Source organism: Intestinirhabdus alba (assembly GCF_009711095.1).
Lineage (GTDB): Bacteria > Pseudomonadota > Gammaproteobacteria > Enterobacterales > Enterobacteriaceae > Intestinirhabdus > Intestinirhabdus alba.
This window is the reverse complement of record NZ_WMJZ01000001.1, coordinates 271,593-289,567: the sequence shown is the minus strand read 5'-3', so window position 1 is coordinate 289,567 and position 17,975 is coordinate 271,593. Positions and strand designations below refer to the sequence as shown.

The following is a 17,975-nucleotide window of genomic DNA, read 5'->3' as shown; positions in this document are numbered from 1 at the left end:
CTGGATAAAAAAGATTTAGCTACCGTAGCGCAGACTCAGGGCTTCGGGCCAGGGATCGAAATAGCGCTGCCCGGAGAGCCAGGCGTCCGGGTATTCCGCCATATAGTGTTTGAGAAGCGTTATCGGTGCCAGCAGCGGCTGGGTCGCCCGCCGGTAGCCGTCGATGAGGGTCGTCAGCTCCTGGCGCTGGCGGGCATTGAGCCGGTCGCGGAAATAGCCCTGCACGTGCATCAGCACGTTGGTGTGGTTCCGCCGGGTGGCGTGGTGGGAGAGCAGGTCCATCAGCCGCTGGCGATAGTCGATAAAAAACGCCTCCAGGCTGTCCCATTCGTGGACCGCCGCCACAAAGCGTCCCAGCTCGCGGTAGGCCGGCTGGGAGTGGGCCAGCAGCAGCAGCTTGTAGCGGCTGTGATAGTCGAGCAGCGCGCCGCGCGACAGCCCGCGCTGGCGGACGCCGTTCAGCTCGTGCAGGGCGTAGATCCGCTCAACAAAGTTTTCGCGGATCTGCGGATCGTGCAGCCGCCCGTCCTCCTCCACCGGCAGCCAGGGGAAGGTCTCCATTAGCCGCCGGGTGTAGAGGCCGCGCCCGGCCTTGCGGTTGTTGTTACTCCCGGACTCATAGATCCGCACCCGCTCCATGCCGCAGCTGGGGGATTTGGCGCAGACGATATAGCCGCACAGATGCTCAAGGCCGGCGACCCGGCGCGCGCTGAAGTCGTTCATCGCCCCGGTAAGATCGCCTGCCCGCCCGTCGCTGTAGCGCAGGACGATAGCTCCGTCGTCGGCTTTCACCAGCCGCAGCGCCGGGCGCGGCACCGGCAGGCCGATGGCCATCTCCGGACAGACCGGGGTAAATGTCACCCACGGCGACAGCGTTTCAACGGCAAAAGCCAGCCGCTTATGGCCGCCGTCAAAGCGTACCGCTTCTCCGGTCAGGCAGGCGCTGATGCCTACGGGAATTTTTTCGCTCATGGCTACTCCTTATCTCTTTTGTGATAAGTGTAGCCGTCGCGCGCAAAAGCTCCTTAGGCTGTGTCCTTTAACCGGGCGTGGCGTCGACGCTCACGAACGGTTCAGAGACACAGCCTTAGCTGGCCTCAGCGACCGATGCCGCCTTTTTAGGCACCAGGGTGCCAACCAGCTCGTTAAGGTCCGCCAGATTCCAGACGATAGCCTCTTTTAACAGCAGAACGATATGCGCAGGGTGGCTGAAAAATTTATTCAGCTCGCCGAAGCTAAGCTTTGCCCGCTGACCGTCGGGGCGGGTGTAGATCACCATTCCGTCCGTCAGGATGCGGCGGGTCCATTTTTCCAGCCGCTGGCCGTCAATCGCGCTGGTAAAGGCCGAGATCAGCGCCAGAACATCAACTCCGCCGTTGCCGTCGCGGGTGAAAAGCGCGTTCAGGTCGCTGGACTCGGCGTTTTTCAGCAGCGGTGCCAGAAAGTCCTTCTGCAGATCGGCAACAAACGCCAGCCGCTGCCACGGGTCCAGCTGCACGACGGTCAGCGCTTTTTCACCGATGGCGATCTCTTTTAATGCTTTGCTCATTTTTTTGTCCTTAATATCGTCATTGCGGGGCGATTATCTTTCCCGCAGGGCTTCGTTGATTTTGTTGAAGGGTTTAATCAGGTAGCTGGCGACCGTTTTATTGCCGGTGACAATATCCACGGAGGCCACCATCCCCGGAGAAATAAACAGCTTGTGCTGGTTTTTGGTCAGCAGATGATCGCTGCTGGTTCTGATCAGCACCCGGTAATAGACCAGATCCGGCTTGCGCTCATCTTTGATGGTATCCGGCGAGATGGTGACCACCCTGCCGTCCAGCCCGCCGTAAATCGCATAGTCATAGGCGGTAATTTTCACCTTCGCCTTCTGCCCCGGATGAATAAAGGCGATATCGCGGGGCTGGATCTGCGCCTCTATCAGCAGGGTGTCGTCAAGGGGCACGATATGCATCAGCACGCCGTTTGGCGGGATGACGCCGCCGACGGTATGGTTCTGTATATCCTTTACGATGCCGCGCACCGACGAGCGCAGCGTCGATTTCGCCACCATATCGGAGCGGCCGCGCAGGGCGTGCTTCAGCGAGGCGATTTCGGCGGTGACTTTCGCCAGCTCCTCCCGCGAGCGCAGACGGTAGTTGCCGCGCAGCTCCTCTTCCTTCATGTTCAGCTCCACCAGCTGGCGCTTCAGGCGGATCACGTCCACGGTGCTGGACGCCCCCTCCCTGGCCAGCCGCGAGTTGATGGACAGCTCGTTATCAATCAGCCTGCGGGCGTCGTTGATATTTTTGATAGAATCCTCAAACTGGCTTTTGCGCGAGGTGTAGAGCCGGGTTTCCGCCGCGATCAGCTCCGGGTATCCGTCCAGCTCGGGTGAAAACGCCAGCGCCTGGCCGTTGCCTTCGGCGCTGAGCCGCGCCTGCTGCGCCAGCAGGGCGCGGTATTTCGCCTCATGCTCCTCCAGGCTGGAGGTGGTGCGCACGCTGTCCAGCTGCGCCAGCACCTCTCCCGCCAGCACGATCTGTCCTTCTCTGACGTTGAGCTGCTGCAGGACGCCGCCGTCCAGCGACTGGATCAGCTGTTCACGGGAGCTGGGGATCACTCTGCCGTTGCCCTTGGTGACCTCGTCGATGCTGAACAGCGAGGCCCAAAGCGCAAACAGCAGCAGAAAGCCGAGAATGCACAGCATGATGCGCTTCGCGCCGCTCAGGGTCAGCTCGCCGGGGCCGCCAAAGGTCAGCCCGCCGTCAAGGATCGTATCCGACGGATCGCTTTTATGCTGCAGGATAATGCGGCGGGTAAAGTCCAGCGCGTTGCCCGCCGTTCGCCATAGCTGGCGCAGAGTTAATTTTTTTGCCTTTTCCATTCAGTACGCCTTCTGCTAAAGCGAGTCGATCAGCTGTTCCCGCGGGGCGTCAATGACGATTCTCCCCTGCGACAGCACGATCGTTCTTTCGGTCAGTTCCAGAACCTTTTTGCGATGGGTGGCAATCAGTACCGTTCTTCCGGCCAGCCATGGCTTCATGCGGCGAATAAACTCGGCCTCTGTCTCTTCATCCATCGCCGCGGTGGGCTCATCGAGCAGAACGATCGACGGGTCGCGCAGGATCAGGCGGCTAAGCAACAGCGCCTGCTGCTGGCCGCCGGAGAGACCGATTCCCCCCTCCGCGATAAGGTGGTCAAGGCCGTCGGGCAGCTGATTGATAAAGGAGAGGGCCCCGGTTTTCTCCAGCGCGGCTACCAGCTCGCCGTCGCTGGCCAGCGGCATTCCGAGGGTTAAATTTTCGCGGATCGAGCCGTGGAACAGGCGCGAGCGCTGGGTCAGCAGGCCGATATCGCGGTGCAGATCCGCCGGATCGATGTTGTTCAGACGAATGTTGTCCAGCACAATCGAGCCGTTAGTGCAGAGCATATTGCCAGCCAGGGCGTTGAGCAGCGACGATTTCCCCGAGCCGTTGCGCCCCAGCAGGGCGATCCTTTCACCGGGGCGAATGGTCAGCGAATCAATATGCAGGACGCTCTGCCGGCTGGAGGCATGGTGGCGAAAATCGGCATCGGTGAGCACGAAGCCGCCGTGCAGAAAGGGCTTATGTACCCGCCTGCCGCTGCTTAACTCATCGGTCGGCAGCGCCATAATGCTGTCCAGCCCGGCAATAGCCACCTTCGTCTGCTGCCAGCGGGTCAGAATATTGGCAATCTGGGCGACGGGTGCCATCATCCGCGAGCTTAAGATCGAGGAGGCCACCAGCGCCCCGGTGGAAAGCTCGCCGCTCATCGCCAGCGGCGTTCCCGCCGCCACCACGCAGACGAACACGGCGTTCTGGATCAGATAGGACCACGAGGTGAGCTTATGGGTAAGATGCTTCAGATCGAGGCTACTGCTGGCGGTTGTGGCGCTATAGTTCAGCCACTGCTGCTGAAAGCGGTACTCCGCCTGCAGGGACTTGATGTCGTCCAGCCCCTGGATGCTCTCCACCAGCATGGCGCTGCGCAGGTTCGACTCCCGCATGGCGCTGCGGGCCAGTAGCGCCAGCTTTTTCTGACACAAAAAGCCCGGCAGCACCATCAGGATCATCCCGGCCAGCGGAACCAGAAACAGCATTCCGCCCAGCAGATAAATCACCAGCAAAAACAGAAAGAAAAACGGCAGATCCGCCATCGCGACGACGGTGGAGGAGGTGATCATCTCCCGCACCTGGTCCAGCTCGCGGATTTGCGAAATAAAAGTGCCGGTGGACTGGGGCCGGTGCGCCGAGTGAATGCGCAGCACGCGGCCAAACACCCGGTCGGCCATCCGCAGATCGGCGCGCTTGCCCACGATATCAATCACGCTGTAGCGCATCAGGCGCAGCGTCAGATCGAAGATAAAGGCCAGCACCACACCGGAAAAGAGCACCCACAGCGTCGGCCAGGACTGGGCGGGAATGATCCTGTCGTAGGTTTGCATGGAATAGGTAATGCCCGCCAGGCCAAGAAGGTTGATAAACAGCGAGCCGAGAATCACGTAATAGTAGGGGCGCATATCCTGGAAGATAATCTGCCAGGCCCAGTGCCTCTCAACCGGGCGAATATAGTCATCGACCCGGGGATCGGCGACGTTTTTCAGCGGACGCAGCAGGATAACGCGCAGCGCGTTCTGCTGCAGCTCGTCGTAGCTTAAGGTAGTCAGCAGCCCCTGCTCATCGGCATAGGCGCAGATCACATCCCGATCGTTTTCAATATTTTTAATCAGCGCAAAGCGGCCGTCGCGCATTTCAACAATGACCGGCAGCAGCCAGCTGCTGAAGGTGAACTGACCGATCGGCGTGATCTTCATCATCAGCCCGGCCTGTTTCGCCATCGCTCTCAGCACGTCATCTTTTTCGCTCTCATTGCACCAGCGGGCGGCGATAAGAATGTTTTGTTCAGAAATATCCAGCCGGTAGTGGTGGGCGATTTGTACTACCGCCTCTTTCCATAGCTCATAGTAGAAGTAGTCCACCGGCCGATCCTGCTGGTAATCGGGCGCGACGGCGGCGTTGTCGAAATCCATACGGAGGCATTCCTTATTCAGTAAAATAGCTCACCAGGTTTCCCGAGGTGTAAAGACAGTCGAGGGACAGCGTTGCGACGGTAAACTGACCATTCAGAATTTCCATTCTGGTCTGGTGAATTTCTGACTCCGCGCTGAGCAGATCGGAGAAAGAACGGTTGCCCAGTTCCAGATACTGCAGCCGGTAGAGATCGCGGGTGCGGATCGACTCTTTTTCACGCACCCGGCGGGCGCTGAGGCTTTCGTGCAGGCTGGCGATCTGGCTGCTGGCCTCAACGATCTTGCGTCGGGCCTCCGTTTTTTCCGCGTCCAGATTGAACTGGGACGCCTGTAACGCCCGCTCCGCCTGCTGAGTACGCGACAGGCGCGCCCCGCCCTCATACAGCGGCGCGCTGACGTTAAGAAAAATGCCCCACTCACCCTTACTGGCCCGGTTGCCGCGGCTGTCGCTGCGGTTTTCCAGCTCATACTCCCAGGTCGGGTTGACGGAGATGGTCGGGTAGTACTCCGCCCTGAACGCCTTCACCTGCTCTTTCGCCATCTTTATTTGCGCCTCCGCCAGGGCGATGGCCGGCGAGGTCAGATGATGGATATCCACGCGCTGGCAGGCGGCGTCCATTCCCTGGGGAAACTCCCGCTGCAGAGCGCCGGAAAGCGGCCGGTTGACGAGGCTGTCGAGCGCTGAGTTCCAGCGCCAGGCCTGCGCTTCATATTCATGCAGCTGCGCCTCGGCGGCGGCCAGCCTTACCTTTGACTGCGAATAATCAGACTCCGCGCTCGCGCCCAGCTTCGCGCGCCTTTGCGCCAGCGCGTTGATGGCGCTAATCCCCTGCACCTGCCCACGGGCGACTTCCACCATCTGCTGATAGCGAATCGCCTGGAGAAAGGCGCTGGCGGCCTCATAAGCAATATCGTTAATGCTTTTATCCAGCGAAAAGCCCGAGCGGTGGGTGGTGGCATCGGCCAGTTCAACCTTGCTGCTGGTTTTGCCAAAGTCATAAATCATCTGGCTGGCGTTAAGCGACAGGGTGTTGGATTTCTCATTGTCCCGCCGGTAGCTGTCCTGCTCGATGCCCGATTTGACCCTCGCGCTCAGGGTGGGATACCAGCCGGCCTTCGCCTCCTCGATCGACGCCTTGCTTTGCGCATACTCGCGCTCCGCGCGTTTGATGGTGGGGTGCCACTTCATCGCCAGCCTGACCGCGTCGCCCAGGGAGACGGCCGCGCCGCGCGACGACCTGCCGGGGTCGCGAACCGCGGGTGCGGCCTGAAGGCGCGGCGTTTCCTGTTTAGCGGCGATCGGGGTAGCGGTATTACCGCCATCGACCGCAAAGAGCGCGCCGCTCTTCCCGGCGGGGCGCGGAGGTTTGTCGGGCTTTGTCGCCCCGGCCACGGCGGGCAGAGAGTCGGCGCGTTTACGGTTCAGAAAAGCCGACGGGCTTTCGCGACGCTGGCTCTTCGTCCCGGAGGCGACGCGCGGCGCAGGCGCTGCGGGCGTCGCCGGTTGGACGGCGGGCGGCGCGGCTTCTGGCTCTGGGCCTGGCTCGTCAAAGGTGACGGGCCATATCAGCTCTGCGCCATGACTTTCCGAAGCCTGCGTCGCGGCAATCGCGGCCAGCAGCAGCGTGGCCAGCGGCAAATAGCGTCTGTTCATGAAGGCTAATTCTCATGATCGGTTCAGAACGAAACTTACTGGGTAAAAGAGGTGTTCGCGCGCTCTGTAAGAGCGCGCGTTTCCTGATATTACGCAGCAACCGGAAGCGACGAGTACATCTCGTCGGCTGCTGAAGGTGAATGATAATTTGTGACTGAAGAGGCTGGCTGATGATCCGCCAGCGGAGCACCCTTACTCTCCGCTGTTTCAGGCACCAGCTTGCTTAAGTTAATCTCGCCGCTTGCGTCGTGAGATTTCAGCAGCGCTTTCACCTCCGTCGAGCCGTCAGACGTTTGCTTGTTGAGCAATGTCTGCAGCATCTCCTGAAGCTCGCTGCCGTCGCCGTTGGTCACCTTACCGTCCGCGAAAGATTCCAGAACGGTTTTGATTAAATCAACGAAACCTGTGAACCATTTACCGGGCAGAGCGAGAGCGCTTTTAATGACGTCAATGCCGCTGTTAATGACGTCGAGGATATCCGAGCCCAGCTTCTCCAGCGACTCAAAAGGATTGCTCATCAGACCCTTGATGGTATCCATTATCGGTGCGACAATTTTTTCCAGCGGATTCTTGATAAAAGATTCGTACAGCGTTTTAAATACGTCGTTAATTGTATCCTGGAATACCTGGCCCTTAAGCGCCCACGCATCATCCCAGACGCCGCCTATCTGGGTAAACCCGTCCACAAAGTAATCCAGGATTTTCCCCGGAATATCTGAAATCACCTTCCAGACATTGGAAGCAACATTACTAATAACGCCGCCAACGACATCCGCCACAATGCCCACCCACTTCGTCGGGTTTATATAGTCAAGCAGGGTCATCCCCTGCAGGGCGTCGGAGATCCCCTTACCGATGCCGGAGAATATGGCGTCAGCGGCTTCAAAGAGTACGTTAACCGCGCCGCCCGGTATCTCTGTAATTTTGTTCCAGATGACCCCCACCTCTTTCGCAGCCCACGCAAACGGCTCGGTAATAAAGAAACCGAGCGCGCTGACCACCGATACAATGGCGCTGGCCCCACCGCTGACGAATGTACCCAGAACGTTCAGAACGGAGTCGATGCCCGATATAATTCCACTCGCGGCGGAGTGTAAAAACTCAAGCGGCTTTGAATTGATGACTTCGTCCCACACTTTGGCAGCGGAGTCGCCTATGCCGTTGACAAAGGTGCCAATAGCTTCGCCAATGGTCGCTTGTTCAGCCAGCTGTACGCCTTTATCGATAGGCTGCACAGCATCCACATCGATCGGCGTGACCTTCTGCGGCTTAAGCGCGGCGTCAACCGCAGGATTAATGTTATCCACGTCGGCGTTGGCCTTTGCCACCGCGGCGTTGGCCGCCTCCATCGCCTGACGCGCGCCGATCAGCGTCAGGTTCGCCTCCTCAATCGCCTTGTTCACTTCCTCAATGCGATCGGTCCGGTTGTCCTTCAGCACCTCCGCTTTCAGCGCCAGCGCCGCCGTCAGAGCGTCTTCCGCCTGCGCCTTCTGCTCTATCGCTACCTTCAACGCGGCCTCTGCGTCTTCCACGGCCTTGTAGGCCGTTTCCAGATCCAGCACGCTCTGCTCGGCCTGAGCGATGGAATCGGCCAGCGCGTCGTTCAGGGCGCTGTCTTTAGCATACTGCTCCTGCAGCGCCTTCAGACGGGCAGAGGCCTGGGTAACGTTGATCCCCTCCTGCTGCGCGAAGGCGATCTGCTGGGTCAGCAGATCGATTTGCGCCGCCAGGGCCTGCAGGCTCTGGCCGGACGCGGCCAGCTTCGCCTTTGCGTCGTCAATGGCGTCAGCCGCAGGCTGCTTATTGGCAATATCCACGGCCGTGCTGGTACTCTCCAGCGCCTTTGCCACCTGCGCTTCGGCCGCGTTGGCACCCTCTGCGGTTAAAATGACGGCGGTATTCGCCAGCTCGCCCGCCTGCACCAGCAGAGCGTCAGCATTAGCGCTGTCCGCTGCGGCCTGGGCATAGGTTTTTTCCGCTGCGGCGGTATCGATGCCCAACACCTTCGCGGCGTCAACGGCGCTCTTCAGCCTGGCGTTGGCGTCATTAAGAGCCTCCTGCGCTTTCTTAAGCGTCGCAGTGGCCTCCTCGACCGCACCGATGGTCGCGGCGGTCGGGTCATCCTGCATCGCTTTCATCGCTTCAGACAGAGCGTCCTGCGCCTGCGCCAGCTCGCTCTCTTTGGCGACCGTAGCGTTTTGCGCCTGGTCCAGCGCCTGCTTTTCTTTGCTGTCTCCACTGTGCTTGCTGCTGTGGGAGTCGCTATTGTTATGGTTATAAACGGCAACGCCGAGTCCGGCCGCGGCGACGGCGACCAGCGGCACCAGCCATACGGCGGTGCTGACCTCGCCCTCGGCTTCAGGCGCGGGGCGCTCGTCGGCAGCCTTTACCGGCACAAAGGAGAGTCCGGCAAAATGTTCAGCATTGTAATTGGCTTCCCAGGCTTTTCCGCCCTCTTCAAGAATCAGCTTGTTCTTTACACCACCTTCCGTTTTAAAAAAATCCTCCACGATAAATTTAGTGCCATCTTTTTGCAGAAGGATAAGATTGTCCTTATCCTTCTGTGCACCGCTAATCATCTTCTTCGACAGTGCGACTTTCACTGTCGTCCCCACTTGAGAGATCTTTATATGTTTTTGTCCAGCAGCCACTTCCATGTTTTTCCCTGCGGCATTTATAATTTCCATTTTTCGCATATAGCCTCACCCCTTTTATAAAAGTTTATTCCCCACGAATAGAAATGGCCTGACCCAGGCCGGTAATAAGAATAATCGAATAATTCCCCAAATAACACATAGGGTAGGTTAATTAAGAAAGCATTTAGTTTACCTGTAGCCACGCTTCATCAAACCAGTAATATCAATGAGTTAGATGTTTTTCTCATTCGGAATTTTCCTGGTCTTTATCAGGAAAATTCTCTTTTTCGTTCGAAAATTTGACTTTCACTGTAGAGAAATTCTTAAAAATCATTATAACCTCATCCTGCCGAGATAAACGACTACTATGGATGGGGTAACCATGGGAACAAAGAATACCAACAGGATAATTATTGTCGGAACCTGCCAATACACATCACTGGGCATAGCATCGCTACTTGATTACTTGTTTTACAGTAAAATTGTCTTTTACAAACGTTTCAGCGATATAGAGGAGGGGAGTAATGATTTTCTTACTATTGCGGCAATAGATGAGAATGATATTACTTACGACGATGTAATTTACCTTAAAAACCGCATGAAGAAAAATAACTGTAAGAATTTACTTATTTTATGCGATACGATGCTGAGGAGCATTTCACAATCAGTATTTAATATAAGTTGCGTTTATCTGCGGCGAAATATTTCTTTAAAAGAACTGCATCCTGTTATTGTAGATGTCCTCCTCCACGATCATAACGAAAATAAGCTGTCGCTAAAGCCGCAGCTAACCGGACTGGAGTCGCAGATCCTGATGATGCTCTCCGACGGGTTTACCGTTTCCGAGATCTCACGCATCAAGAACAGGAACTACAAAACCATCAGTAGCCACAAATACAATCTGATGAAAAAAATGGGGATGCCCAACACACGCAAATCGCTTTCCGTTCTGTCACTCTATCTCAAGTCAATTCGGGTGCCCGGTGAAGGAAACATAGCGCCGCGACGCTATGCAAACAGCAAAGAGCGCCACTGATCTGAACTCTACACCGCCCCCAGGCCGTCGGGGGCTTTTCCTTTGTGGCGGTCATGCCCTGACAGGCACCCGCTATTTTTTGAAGGATTGACGCCCGGACAGTAGAACGAAGGCTGCTCCCCGTAACAACCTGAAACGTTACGGCGCGTTTGTTCACCCGGCCAGCGTAAAGCCGCTTTCCCGCTGCGTGCATTCTCGTTCAATCAGCGTCTTTAACACGCGCTTCTCTTTACAGAACCTCTGAGCTGGAGATTCAGGTGCAAAAACGATGGAGCCGGCAGGATCTACAGATAAAAAAAACCGCCAATGGATTATTGGCGGTTTTCTGGCTCAGACTATTTTTCTTAACCGGGGTGGCCCGCGTCTTGTCCGGGAGGCTTACCCGACATGCCCGGATGATTAAAGAATACAGCCTAATAGAAGTCGCAGGTGGCCTTTTCAGCCTGCTCCATCCACACCGGCTTATCGCTGGTCTTGCTCCAGACCCGGTGCAGATAGCTATAAAAACGCGCGCGATCCTTCCAGAACAGCATCACCGGCAGCGCCAGTACGCCAGCCAGCACGGCAAAAGTACGGCGCAGCAGAACCACGTGCAGCGGATAGTCTTTGTAAAGTTCCATACCTTTCTCCCCTTATCTGTTCGGTGAAGTGCACCGGTAAATTGAAGCTGGTTATCTGCCGAAAAGAGTAGCGCTTTGTTCGTAATTTTACTACTCATCCGACCACTTATTTATAGTTATCGGAGCCAAATTTACATTCATCACGTAATTAAGTTACAAAAAAGTTAATTTATTACTAACTATTAGTTAAACAAAAGGCAACTTCTTTATAGCTTCCGCCATCCTGCCGCGGTCGTCCGGGAAAACAGGCCAGAGAACAACCTGCGCTTTACCCCATCACAACAAAACTAACATGAAGGCCGGGCCACTATCCGGCGTCGTGCAGATCCCGACCGCCTGCCATTCTCCTGACGGCGGCCAGCGGAGCGTACCTGGGCGACGCCGATATGCTGGCGATGCTCCCCGGACGCCAATTTGCGTTTTGCCCGCTGGCGGCAGGCTTATGGAGAAGCCGGGACATCATAGAGTCAGGATACCTGTAGGCTGCAATGTGGCGGAGAGATATTTTTATATTATCCGGAATCATCAACTATTAATGCATGGATCCCAGGTTAAATTTCGCCGATATTAAAAGCACACTCTTTTAACAGCGGGGAAACAATACAACATGTTATATCGCGAGTTCTCTGCACAATAATAAATCATTTTGCCGATGCGCGACTTTTATTGACCTTCTCCAGGAGGTGTGATACTTTTCCGGGTAAAAGAACTCCCCCTTAACTTCTACAGTAAAGGTGACCACAATGGAAAATAACAGCCGTACCATGCCCCATATTCGGCGGACAACCCATATCATGATGTTCTCTCACCGCAACAGCTTCGACTTTCACTTCTTCAACGCCCGCTAAACCTTCAACTCAGGGCACTCCAGTACACAGGCCTCTCTGTATCGCAGCCTGCCTGTAGCACGGTGCTCAAGCGCAAAAACCCTATAAATCCTGATACATTCATGCTGCAGAAAGCCTGCTATAGCCTGAATCCCAGCCCATTGTTTTATCTGCGGCCAGGGAAACAGAGACAGCTGGTCACAGGCAACCTGAATAATATCGGCGATCCCCGTGACCGGACGGGCGTGGGTTTATTGCATCCAGAAAAAGTAATTTACTGATTTATTTATCAGCGGCATTACTTTGCTTTTTTCCGGCGCTATCAATTTCCATTCGGGAAATTGTTGACCTGCTATTTGTGAAAATAAAGAGTTGAATATGTCTGAATTAAAAATTGCCGTAAGTCGTTCCTGCCCGGATTGTTTTTCCAGCCAGCGCAGCATCGTTAATATTGATGAAACCAATTTCATTGACGTTGCCGCTGCGGTGTTATCCGTTGAAGATATTGAAAAAGGCAAACTCGACGAAATTAACGCAACCGGCTACGGTATTCCGGTATTTATCGCCACGGAAAGCGCAGAGCGCGTCCCCGCCGCCTGGCTGCCGCGCATTTCCGGTGTGTTTGAGCATAATGAAGCCCGCACCGGGTTCTACGGCCGCCAGCTGGAGACTGCCGCCAGCCATTACGAAACTCAGCTGCGCCCGCCGTTCTTCAGCGCGCTGGTCGACTATGTGAAACAGGGCAACAGCGCCTTTGACTGCCCCGGGCACCAGGGCGGTGAATTCTTCCGCCGTCATCCTGCGGGCAACCAGTTCGTGGAATATTTTGGCGAAACGCTGTTCCGCTCCGACCTGTGCAACGCCGACGTGGCGATGGGCGACCTGCTGATCCACGAAGGCGCGCCGTGCAACGCTCAACAGCACGCGGCGAAAGTGTTTAACGCCGACAAAACCTACTTCGTGCTGAACGGTACCTCCTCCTCTAACAAAGTGGTGCTCAACGCCCTGCTCACCCCCGGCGACCTGGTGCTGTTTGACCGCAACAACCATAAATCGAACCACCACGGCGCGCTGTTACAGGCTGGCGCTACGCCAATCTATCTGGAAACCGCCCGCAACCCCTACGGCTTTATCGGCGGTATCGACGCCCACTGCTTTGAAGAGAGCTATCTGCGCGAACTGATCGCCGAAGCAGCCCCCCAGCGCGCTAAGGACGCGCGTCCGTTCCGGCTGGCGGTTATTCAGTTAGGCACCTACGACGGCACCATCTATAACGCCCGTCAGGTGGTGGATAAAATCGGTCACCTGTGCGACTACATCCTGTTTGACTCCGCGTGGGTCGGCTACGAACAGTTTATCCCGATGATGGCCGACTGCTCGCCGCTGCTGCTGGAGCTGAACGAAAACGATCCGGGCATTCTGGTGACCCAGTCGGTGCACAAACAGCAGGCCGGTTTCTCCCAAACCTCGCAGATCCACAAAAAGGACAGCCATATTAAAGGCCAGTCCCGCTATGTGCCGCATAAGCGCATGAACAACGCCTTTATGATGCACGCCTCCACCAGCCCGTTCTACCCGCTGTTCGCCGCCCTCGACGTGAACGCCAAAATGCATGAAGGCGTCAGCGGCCGCAACATGTGGATGGCGTGCGTGGCCAACGGTATCGACGCGCGTAAGCTGATCCTCGATAACTGCCGCCACATCCGGCCGTTCGTCCCGGCAACCGTGGACGGCAAACCGTGGCAGTCTTACCCGACAGAGGAGATCGCCAACAACCTGCGCTTCTTCCACTTCGTTCCGGGCGAACGCTGGCACGCCTTTGACGGCTACGCCGAGCATCAGTATTTCGTCGATCCGTGCAAACTGCTGCTGACCACCCCCGGCATCAACGCGGGCAGCGGCGAATATGAAGCCTTTGGCGTTCCGGCCACCATCCTCGCCAACTTCCTGCGCGAAAACGGCGTGGTGCCGGAGAAATGCGACCTGAACTCGATCCTGTTCCTGCTGACCCCGGCGGAAGATATGGCCAAGCTGCAGCAGCTGGTAGCGCTGCTGGTACGCTTTGAAAAACTGCTGGAGTCCGATGCGCCGCTGGCCGAGGTTCTGCCCTCAATCTACAAACAGCACGAAGCGCGCTATGCCGGCTACACCCTGCGCCAGCTGTGCCAGGAGATGCACGATCTGTACGCCCGTCATAACGTTAAGCAGCTGCAGAAAGAGATGTTCCGTAAAGCCCACTTCCCGCGCGTTAGCATGAACCCGCAGGAGGCCAACTACGCCTACCTGCGTGGAGAAGTCGATCTGGTGCGTCTGCCGGATGCCGAAGGCCGTATCGCGGCGGAAGGTGCCCTGCCGTATCCTCCGGGAGTGCTGTGCGTGGTTCCGGGCGAAGTCTGGGGCGGTGCGGTTCTGCGCTACTTCAGCGCGCTGGAGGAGGGGATCAACCTGCTGCCGGGCTTTGCGCCTGAACTGCAGGGGGTCTACATCGAAGAGCGGGACGGTCGCAAAGAGGTCTGGTGCTACGTGATTAAGCAGCACAAAGAAGAGCGCGCCTTATTAAAAGGGGAAAACTTATGAGCAAAGCCAAAGCCAATAAGATGGGCGTTGTTCAGCTCACCATCCTGACGATGGTTAACATGATGGGCTCCGGCATCATCATGTTGCCCACCAAGCTGGCGGAGGTCGGGACCATCTCGATTATCTCCTGGCTGGTGACCGCCGTCGGCTCGATGGCGCTGGCCTGGGCATTCGCCAAATGCGGCATGTTCAGCCGTAAACCCGGCGGCATGGGCGGCTACGCCGAATATGCCTTCGGCAAATCCGGCAACTTTATGGCCAACTATACCTACGGCGTGTCGCTGCTGATCGCTAACATCGCCATCGCCATCTCTGCGGTCGGCTACGGCACCGAGCTGTTCGGCGCGGCCCTGTCGCCGGTACAGATTGGTATAGCCACCATCTGCGTGCTGTGGATCTGCACCGTCGCCAACTTCGGCGGCGCGCGGATCACCGGCCAGCTCAGCAGCGTCACCGTCTGGGGGGTGATTATCCCGGTGGTGGGCCTGTGCATCATCGGCTGGTTCTGGTTCAGCCCGTCCCTGTACGCCGCCTCCTGGAACCCGCATCACGTGCCGTTCTTTAGCGCGGTCGGCTCCTCCATCGCCATGACGCTGTGGGCCTTCCTCGGTATGGAATCTGCCTGCGCCAATGCGGAAGTGGTGGAAAATCCGGAACGCAACGTACCGATCGCCGTACTGGGCGGTACGCTGGGGGCGGCGGTGATCTATATCATCTCCACCAACGTTATCGCCGGGATCGTGCCGAACATGGATCTGGCGAACTCCACGGCACCGTTCGGCCTGGCCTTCGCCCACATGTTCACCCCGGCCGTCGGTAAAGTGATCATGGCGCTGATGGTGATGTCCTGCTGCGGTTCGCTGCTGGGCTGGCAGTTCACTATTGCCCAGGTGTTTAAATCTTCGGCTGACGAAGGCTATTTTCCGAAGATTTTCTCCCGCGTCAGCAAAGTGGACGCGCCGGTGCAGGGGATGCTGACGATTGTGATCATCCAGACGCTCCTGTCGCTGATGACCATCAGCCCGTCGCTGAACAGCCAGTTTAACGTGCTGGTCAACCTGGCGGTGGTGACCAACATCATTCCCTACATTCTGTCGATGGCCGCGCTGGTCATTATTCAGAAAATGGCGAATGTGCCGTCATCCAAAGCCAAAGCGGCAAATATCGTGGCCTTTATCGGTGCCATCTACAGCTTCTACGCCCTGTACTCCTCCGGTGAAGAGGCGATGCTGTACGGCTCCATCGTGACCTTCCTCGGCTGGACGCTGTATGGCCTGGTGTCACCGCGCTTTGAGCTGAAGAATAAGCACAGTTAATTCTCCCTCCACGGACTGCAGGCCCCTGCAGTCCGTTTTCCCTCCTGATACGAAGATAACGCAATGAGTCATCCAGAACGAATGGTCACCTCACCTGACGACATTCTCGCCATTATCAAAAACCAGCAGATTTGCCGGATAGCGCTTAACGACGATCCATGGCCCTATATCGTGCCGGTCAACTTCGGCTACGACTACCAGGATGGCCGCTGGACGATCTGGTTCCACGGCGCGCGCAGCGGTAAAAAGATGCGACTGCTGCGCAGGAACCCGGCGGTCAGCGTGGAGATAGACGGCGGCTACCGACTGCTTCCGGCCGCGGACGCCTGCGACTATAGCTGCGCCTACGCCAGCATTATCGCCGGCGGACGGGCGACGATAGTGCAGGATCGCCATGAAATAGCGGCCGGTATGGACAGGATTATGCGCCAGGCGGTGCCGGATAAAACGTTCAGTTACCGCGACGATATGATGAAGGCGGTCTGCGTGGTCCGCGTCAACTGCGAAACGCTAACCTGCCGTCGCCACGCCGCCGGGTAAAGCGGCCGCGCAGCGAGCCGCAGCCGGCGGTTTTCCGCAGCGGACAAAAAAGGAGCCTTTCGGCTCCTTTTTACATTCACCCTGTTCAGGCGTTTTTCAGCACGTCGCTGACGATCTCCACCGCCTCTTTTTCGATCTGCAGGCGGTGCGCTTCGCCGAGGAAGCTTTCGCAGTAGATCTTATAGGCATCTTCGGTGCCCGACGGGCGCGCGGCGAACCAGCCGTTGTCGGTCATCACCTTCAGGCCGCCGATGGCGGCACCGTTGCCCGGCGCGGCGGTCAGGCGCGCGACGATCGGGTCACCCGCCAGGGTGCTGGCGCTGACCATGTCCGGCGACAGCTTAGACAGCGCCGCTTTCTGGGCCGAAGTGGCGGGAGCCTGCAGGCGGTTGTAGCTCGGCGCACCGAAGCGTGCCGCCAGCTCATCGTAGTGCTGCTGCGGGTTTTTCCCGGTGACGGCGGTAATTTCTGCCGCCAGCAGGCACATAATAATGCCGTCTTTGTCGGTAGACCACGGCGTACCGTCGAAGCGCAGGAACGACGCCCCGGCGCTCTCTTCGCCGCCAAAGCCGAAGCTGCCGTCGAACAGGCCGTCAACGAACCACTTAAAGCCCACCGGCACTTCCACCAGCCTGCGGTCCAGGTCGTTCACCACGCGGTCGATCATCGCCGAAGAGACCAGGGTTTTACCCACGGCAACATCCTTGCCCCACTGCGGACGATGCCGGAACAGGTAGTTGATGGCCACTGCCAGATAGTGGTTCGGGTTCATTAATCCGGCCGGGGTGACGATGCCGTGACGGTCATAGTCCGGGTCGTTGGCAAAGGCCAGATCGAACTTATCGCGCAGCTGCAGCAGACCCGCCATCGCGCACTCGGAGGAGCAGTCCATGCGGATCGCGCCGTCTTTATCCAGATGCATAAAGCGGAAGGTCTGATCCACCTGATCGTTAACGAGGGTCAGGTTGAGCCTGTAATGCTCCGCAATGCGCTTCCAGTATTCGATACCGGAGCCGCCCAGCGGATCGACGCCCAGGGTCAGCCCCGCTTTCTGGATGGCGGCCATATCGACAATGTCCGCCAGCCCTTCAATGAACGGCTGCACCAGATCCTGCTCTTTAACGTGACCGGAGGCCATCGCCGCGTCCAGGGAGAGACGCTTCACCCCTTCCAGGCCGGCGGCCAGCAGTTCGTTGGCGCGGTTTTCAACAACTTTGGTGACGTTGGTATCCGCCGGGCCGCCGTTCGGCGGGTTGTACTTGATGCCGCCGTCTTCCGGCGGGTTATGGGATGGCGTAATAACAATGCCGTCCGCCCGGGGGCCGCCTTTTTGGTTATGGACCAGGATGGCGTTCGATACGGCGGGGGTCGGCGTAAATCCATTCTTTTCCTGAATAATAACGTCAACGCCGTTGGCCGCCAGCACTTCCAGCACGGAGATAAACGCCGGTTCGGACAGCGCGTGGGTATCTTTGCCCACGTAGCAGGGGCCGGACACACCGTTCTTCGCGCGCTCTTCGGCGATGGCCTGGGCGATAGCCAGAATGTGCGGCTCGTTGAAACTGTGGCGGCCTGCGCTGCCGCGGTGGCCGGAGGTGCCGAACTTCACCGCGTGCTCTGCGTTTCCGGCTTCGGGCTTCAGCGCATAGTACTGCGCCGTCAGCCGGGCGACGTTAATCAAATCGCTTTGTTGCGCAGGTTGACCTGCACGATCGTGGATTGCCATTGCCTGGT

General features: G+C 57.5%; 13 protein-coding genes. 5 read left to right on the top strand and 8 right to left on the bottom strand.

Annotation, left to right across the window (positions count from 1 at the left end; translation table 11 throughout):
- Nucleotides 1-15: 15 nt before the first annotated feature.
- The 6 genes from GJV78_RS01375 to GJV78_RS01350 form a co-directional block, all read right to left on the bottom strand.
- Complete coding sequence (locus GJV78_RS01375) at nucleotides 16-972, bottom strand: YbgA family protein (protein WP_155106625.1); 957 nt, start codon at nucleotides 970-972, stop codon at nucleotides 16-18.
- 115 nt (nucleotides 973-1,087) lie between these two features.
- Nucleotides 1,088-1,549, bottom strand: a complete 462-nt coding sequence (locus GJV78_RS01370; RefSeq protein WP_155106624.1) for a phage tail assembly chaperone — start codon at nucleotides 1,547-1,549, stop codon at nucleotides 1,088-1,090.
- A 33-nt stretch (nucleotides 1,550-1,582) separates the two neighbouring features.
- Nucleotides 1,583-2,692, bottom strand: coding sequence for an HlyD family efflux transporter periplasmic adaptor subunit (locus GJV78_RS01365; protein ID WP_230979041.1), 1,110 nt, complete (start codon nucleotides 2,690-2,692; stop codon nucleotides 1,583-1,585).
- Nucleotides 2,693-2,884: 192 nt separating this feature from the next.
- A complete protein-coding gene (locus tag GJV78_RS01360) occupies nucleotides 2,885-5,035 on the bottom strand; it encodes a type I secretion system permease/ATPase (protein ID WP_155106622.1) in 2,151 nt (716 codons plus the stop codon).
- Nucleotides 5,036-5,048: 13 nt separating this feature from the next.
- Nucleotides 5,049-6,689 carry a TolC family outer membrane protein gene (locus GJV78_RS01355; RefSeq protein ID WP_155106621.1) on the bottom strand — a complete coding sequence of 547 codons (1,641 nt, stop codon included), beginning with the start codon at nucleotides 6,687-6,689 and terminating at the stop codon, nucleotides 5,049-5,051.
- An 89-nt stretch (nucleotides 6,690-6,778) separates the two neighbouring features.
- Entirely contained in the window at nucleotides 6,779-9,376 is a 2,598-nt protein-coding gene (locus GJV78_RS01350; protein WP_407929008.1) for a phage tail protein, read from the bottom strand.
- A gap of 316 nt (nucleotides 9,377-9,692) precedes the next feature.
- On the opposite strand from GJV78_RS01350, the gene GJV78_RS01345 reads away from it, so the two are divergent.
- Nucleotides 9,693-10,361 (top strand): helix-turn-helix domain-containing protein, encoded by a 669-nt coding sequence (locus GJV78_RS01345; RefSeq protein WP_155106619.1) that lies wholly within the window; start codon nucleotides 9,693-9,695, stop codon nucleotides 10,359-10,361.
- Between the two features lie 413 nt (nucleotides 10,362-10,774).
- Here GJV78_RS01345 and GJV78_RS01340 read toward each other — a convergent pair whose 3' ends face one another.
- The gene (locus GJV78_RS01340; RefSeq protein WP_155106618.1) at nucleotides 10,775-10,981 is read right to left on the bottom strand and encodes a YbfA family protein; all 207 of its coding nucleotides are present in this window, start codon (nucleotides 10,979-10,981) and stop codon (nucleotides 10,775-10,777) included.
- 743 nt (nucleotides 10,982-11,724) lie between these two features.
- Here GJV78_RS01340 and speFL point away from each other — a divergent pair.
- From speFL to GJV78_RS01320, 4 genes are all read left to right on the top strand, one after another.
- Nucleotides 11,725-11,829 (top strand): leader peptide SpeFL, encoded by a 105-nt coding sequence (gene speFL, locus GJV78_RS01335; protein WP_155106617.1) that lies wholly within the window; start codon nucleotides 11,725-11,727, stop codon nucleotides 11,827-11,829.
- Between the two features lie 357 nt (nucleotides 11,830-12,186).
- Nucleotides 12,187-14,385, top strand: coding sequence for an ornithine decarboxylase SpeF (gene speF, locus GJV78_RS01330; protein ID WP_155106616.1), 2,199 nt, complete (start codon nucleotides 12,187-12,189; stop codon nucleotides 14,383-14,385).
- A complete protein-coding gene (potE, locus tag GJV78_RS01325; protein ID WP_155106615.1) occupies nucleotides 14,382-15,701 on the top strand; it encodes a putrescine-ornithine antiporter in 1,320 nt (439 codons plus the stop codon). Before speF ends, potE begins: the two co-directional genes overlap by 4 nt.
- A gap of 63 nt (nucleotides 15,702-15,764) precedes the next feature.
- On the top strand, nucleotides 15,765-16,241 hold the full coding sequence (locus GJV78_RS01320; RefSeq protein WP_155106614.1) for a pyridoxamine 5'-phosphate oxidase family protein: 477 nt from the start codon (nucleotides 15,765-15,767) through the stop codon (nucleotides 16,239-16,241).
- 85 nt (nucleotides 16,242-16,326) lie between these two features.
- On the opposite strand, the gene pgm is transcribed toward GJV78_RS01320, so the two are convergent.
- Complete coding sequence (gene pgm / locus GJV78_RS01315) at nucleotides 16,327-17,967, bottom strand: phosphoglucomutase (alpha-D-glucose-1,6-bisphosphate-dependent) (protein WP_155106613.1); 1,641 nt, start codon at nucleotides 17,965-17,967, stop codon at nucleotides 16,327-16,329.
- Nucleotides 17,968-17,975 lie beyond the last annotated feature (8 nt).

Excerpts from the sequence above, each read along its gene's own strand:
- potE (WP_155106615.1), top strand. The coding sequence starts at position 14,382 with ATGAGCAAAGCCAAAGCCAATAAGATGGGCGTTGTTCAGCTCACCATC.
- GJV78_RS01340 (WP_155106618.1), bottom strand. The coding sequence starts at position 10,981 with ATGGAACTTTACAAAGACTATCCGCTGCACGTGGTTCTGCTGCGCCGT.
- GJV78_RS01370 (WP_155106624.1), bottom strand. The coding sequence starts at position 1,549 with ATGAGCAAAGCATTAAAAGAGATCGCCATCGGTGAAAAAGCGCTGACC.
- GJV78_RS01345 (WP_155106619.1), top strand. The coding sequence starts at position 9,693 with ATGGATGGGGTAACCATGGGAACAAAGAATACCAACAGGATAATTATT.
- GJV78_RS01360 (WP_155106622.1), bottom strand. The coding sequence starts at position 5,035 with ATGGATTTCGACAACGCCGCCGTCGCGCCCGATTACCAGCAGGATCGG.
- GJV78_RS01375 (WP_155106625.1), bottom strand. The coding sequence starts at position 972 with ATGAGCGAAAAAATTCCCGTAGGCATCAGCGCCTGCCTGACCGGAGAA.
- pgm (WP_155106613.1), bottom strand. The coding sequence starts at position 17,967 with ATGGCAATCCACGATCGTGCAGGTCAACCTGCGCAACAAAGCGATTTG.
- speFL (WP_155106617.1), top strand. The coding sequence starts at position 11,725 with ATGGAAAATAACAGCCGTACCATGCCCCATATTCGGCGGACAACCCAT.
- GJV78_RS01350 (WP_407929008.1), bottom strand. The coding sequence starts at position 9,376 with ATGGAAATTATAAATGCCGCAGGGAAAAACATGGAAGTGGCTGCTGGA.
- speF (WP_155106616.1), top strand. The coding sequence starts at position 12,187 with ATGTCTGAATTAAAAATTGCCGTAAGTCGTTCCTGCCCGGATTGTTTT.
- GJV78_RS01365 (WP_230979041.1), bottom strand. The coding sequence starts at position 2,692 with ATGCTGTGCATTCTCGGCTTTCTGCTGCTGTTTGCGCTTTGGGCCTCG.
- GJV78_RS01320 (WP_155106614.1), top strand. The coding sequence starts at position 15,765 with ATGAGTCATCCAGAACGAATGGTCACCTCACCTGACGACATTCTCGCC.
- GJV78_RS01355 (WP_155106621.1), bottom strand. The coding sequence starts at position 6,689 with ATGAACAGACGCTATTTGCCGCTGGCCACGCTGCTGCTGGCCGCGATT.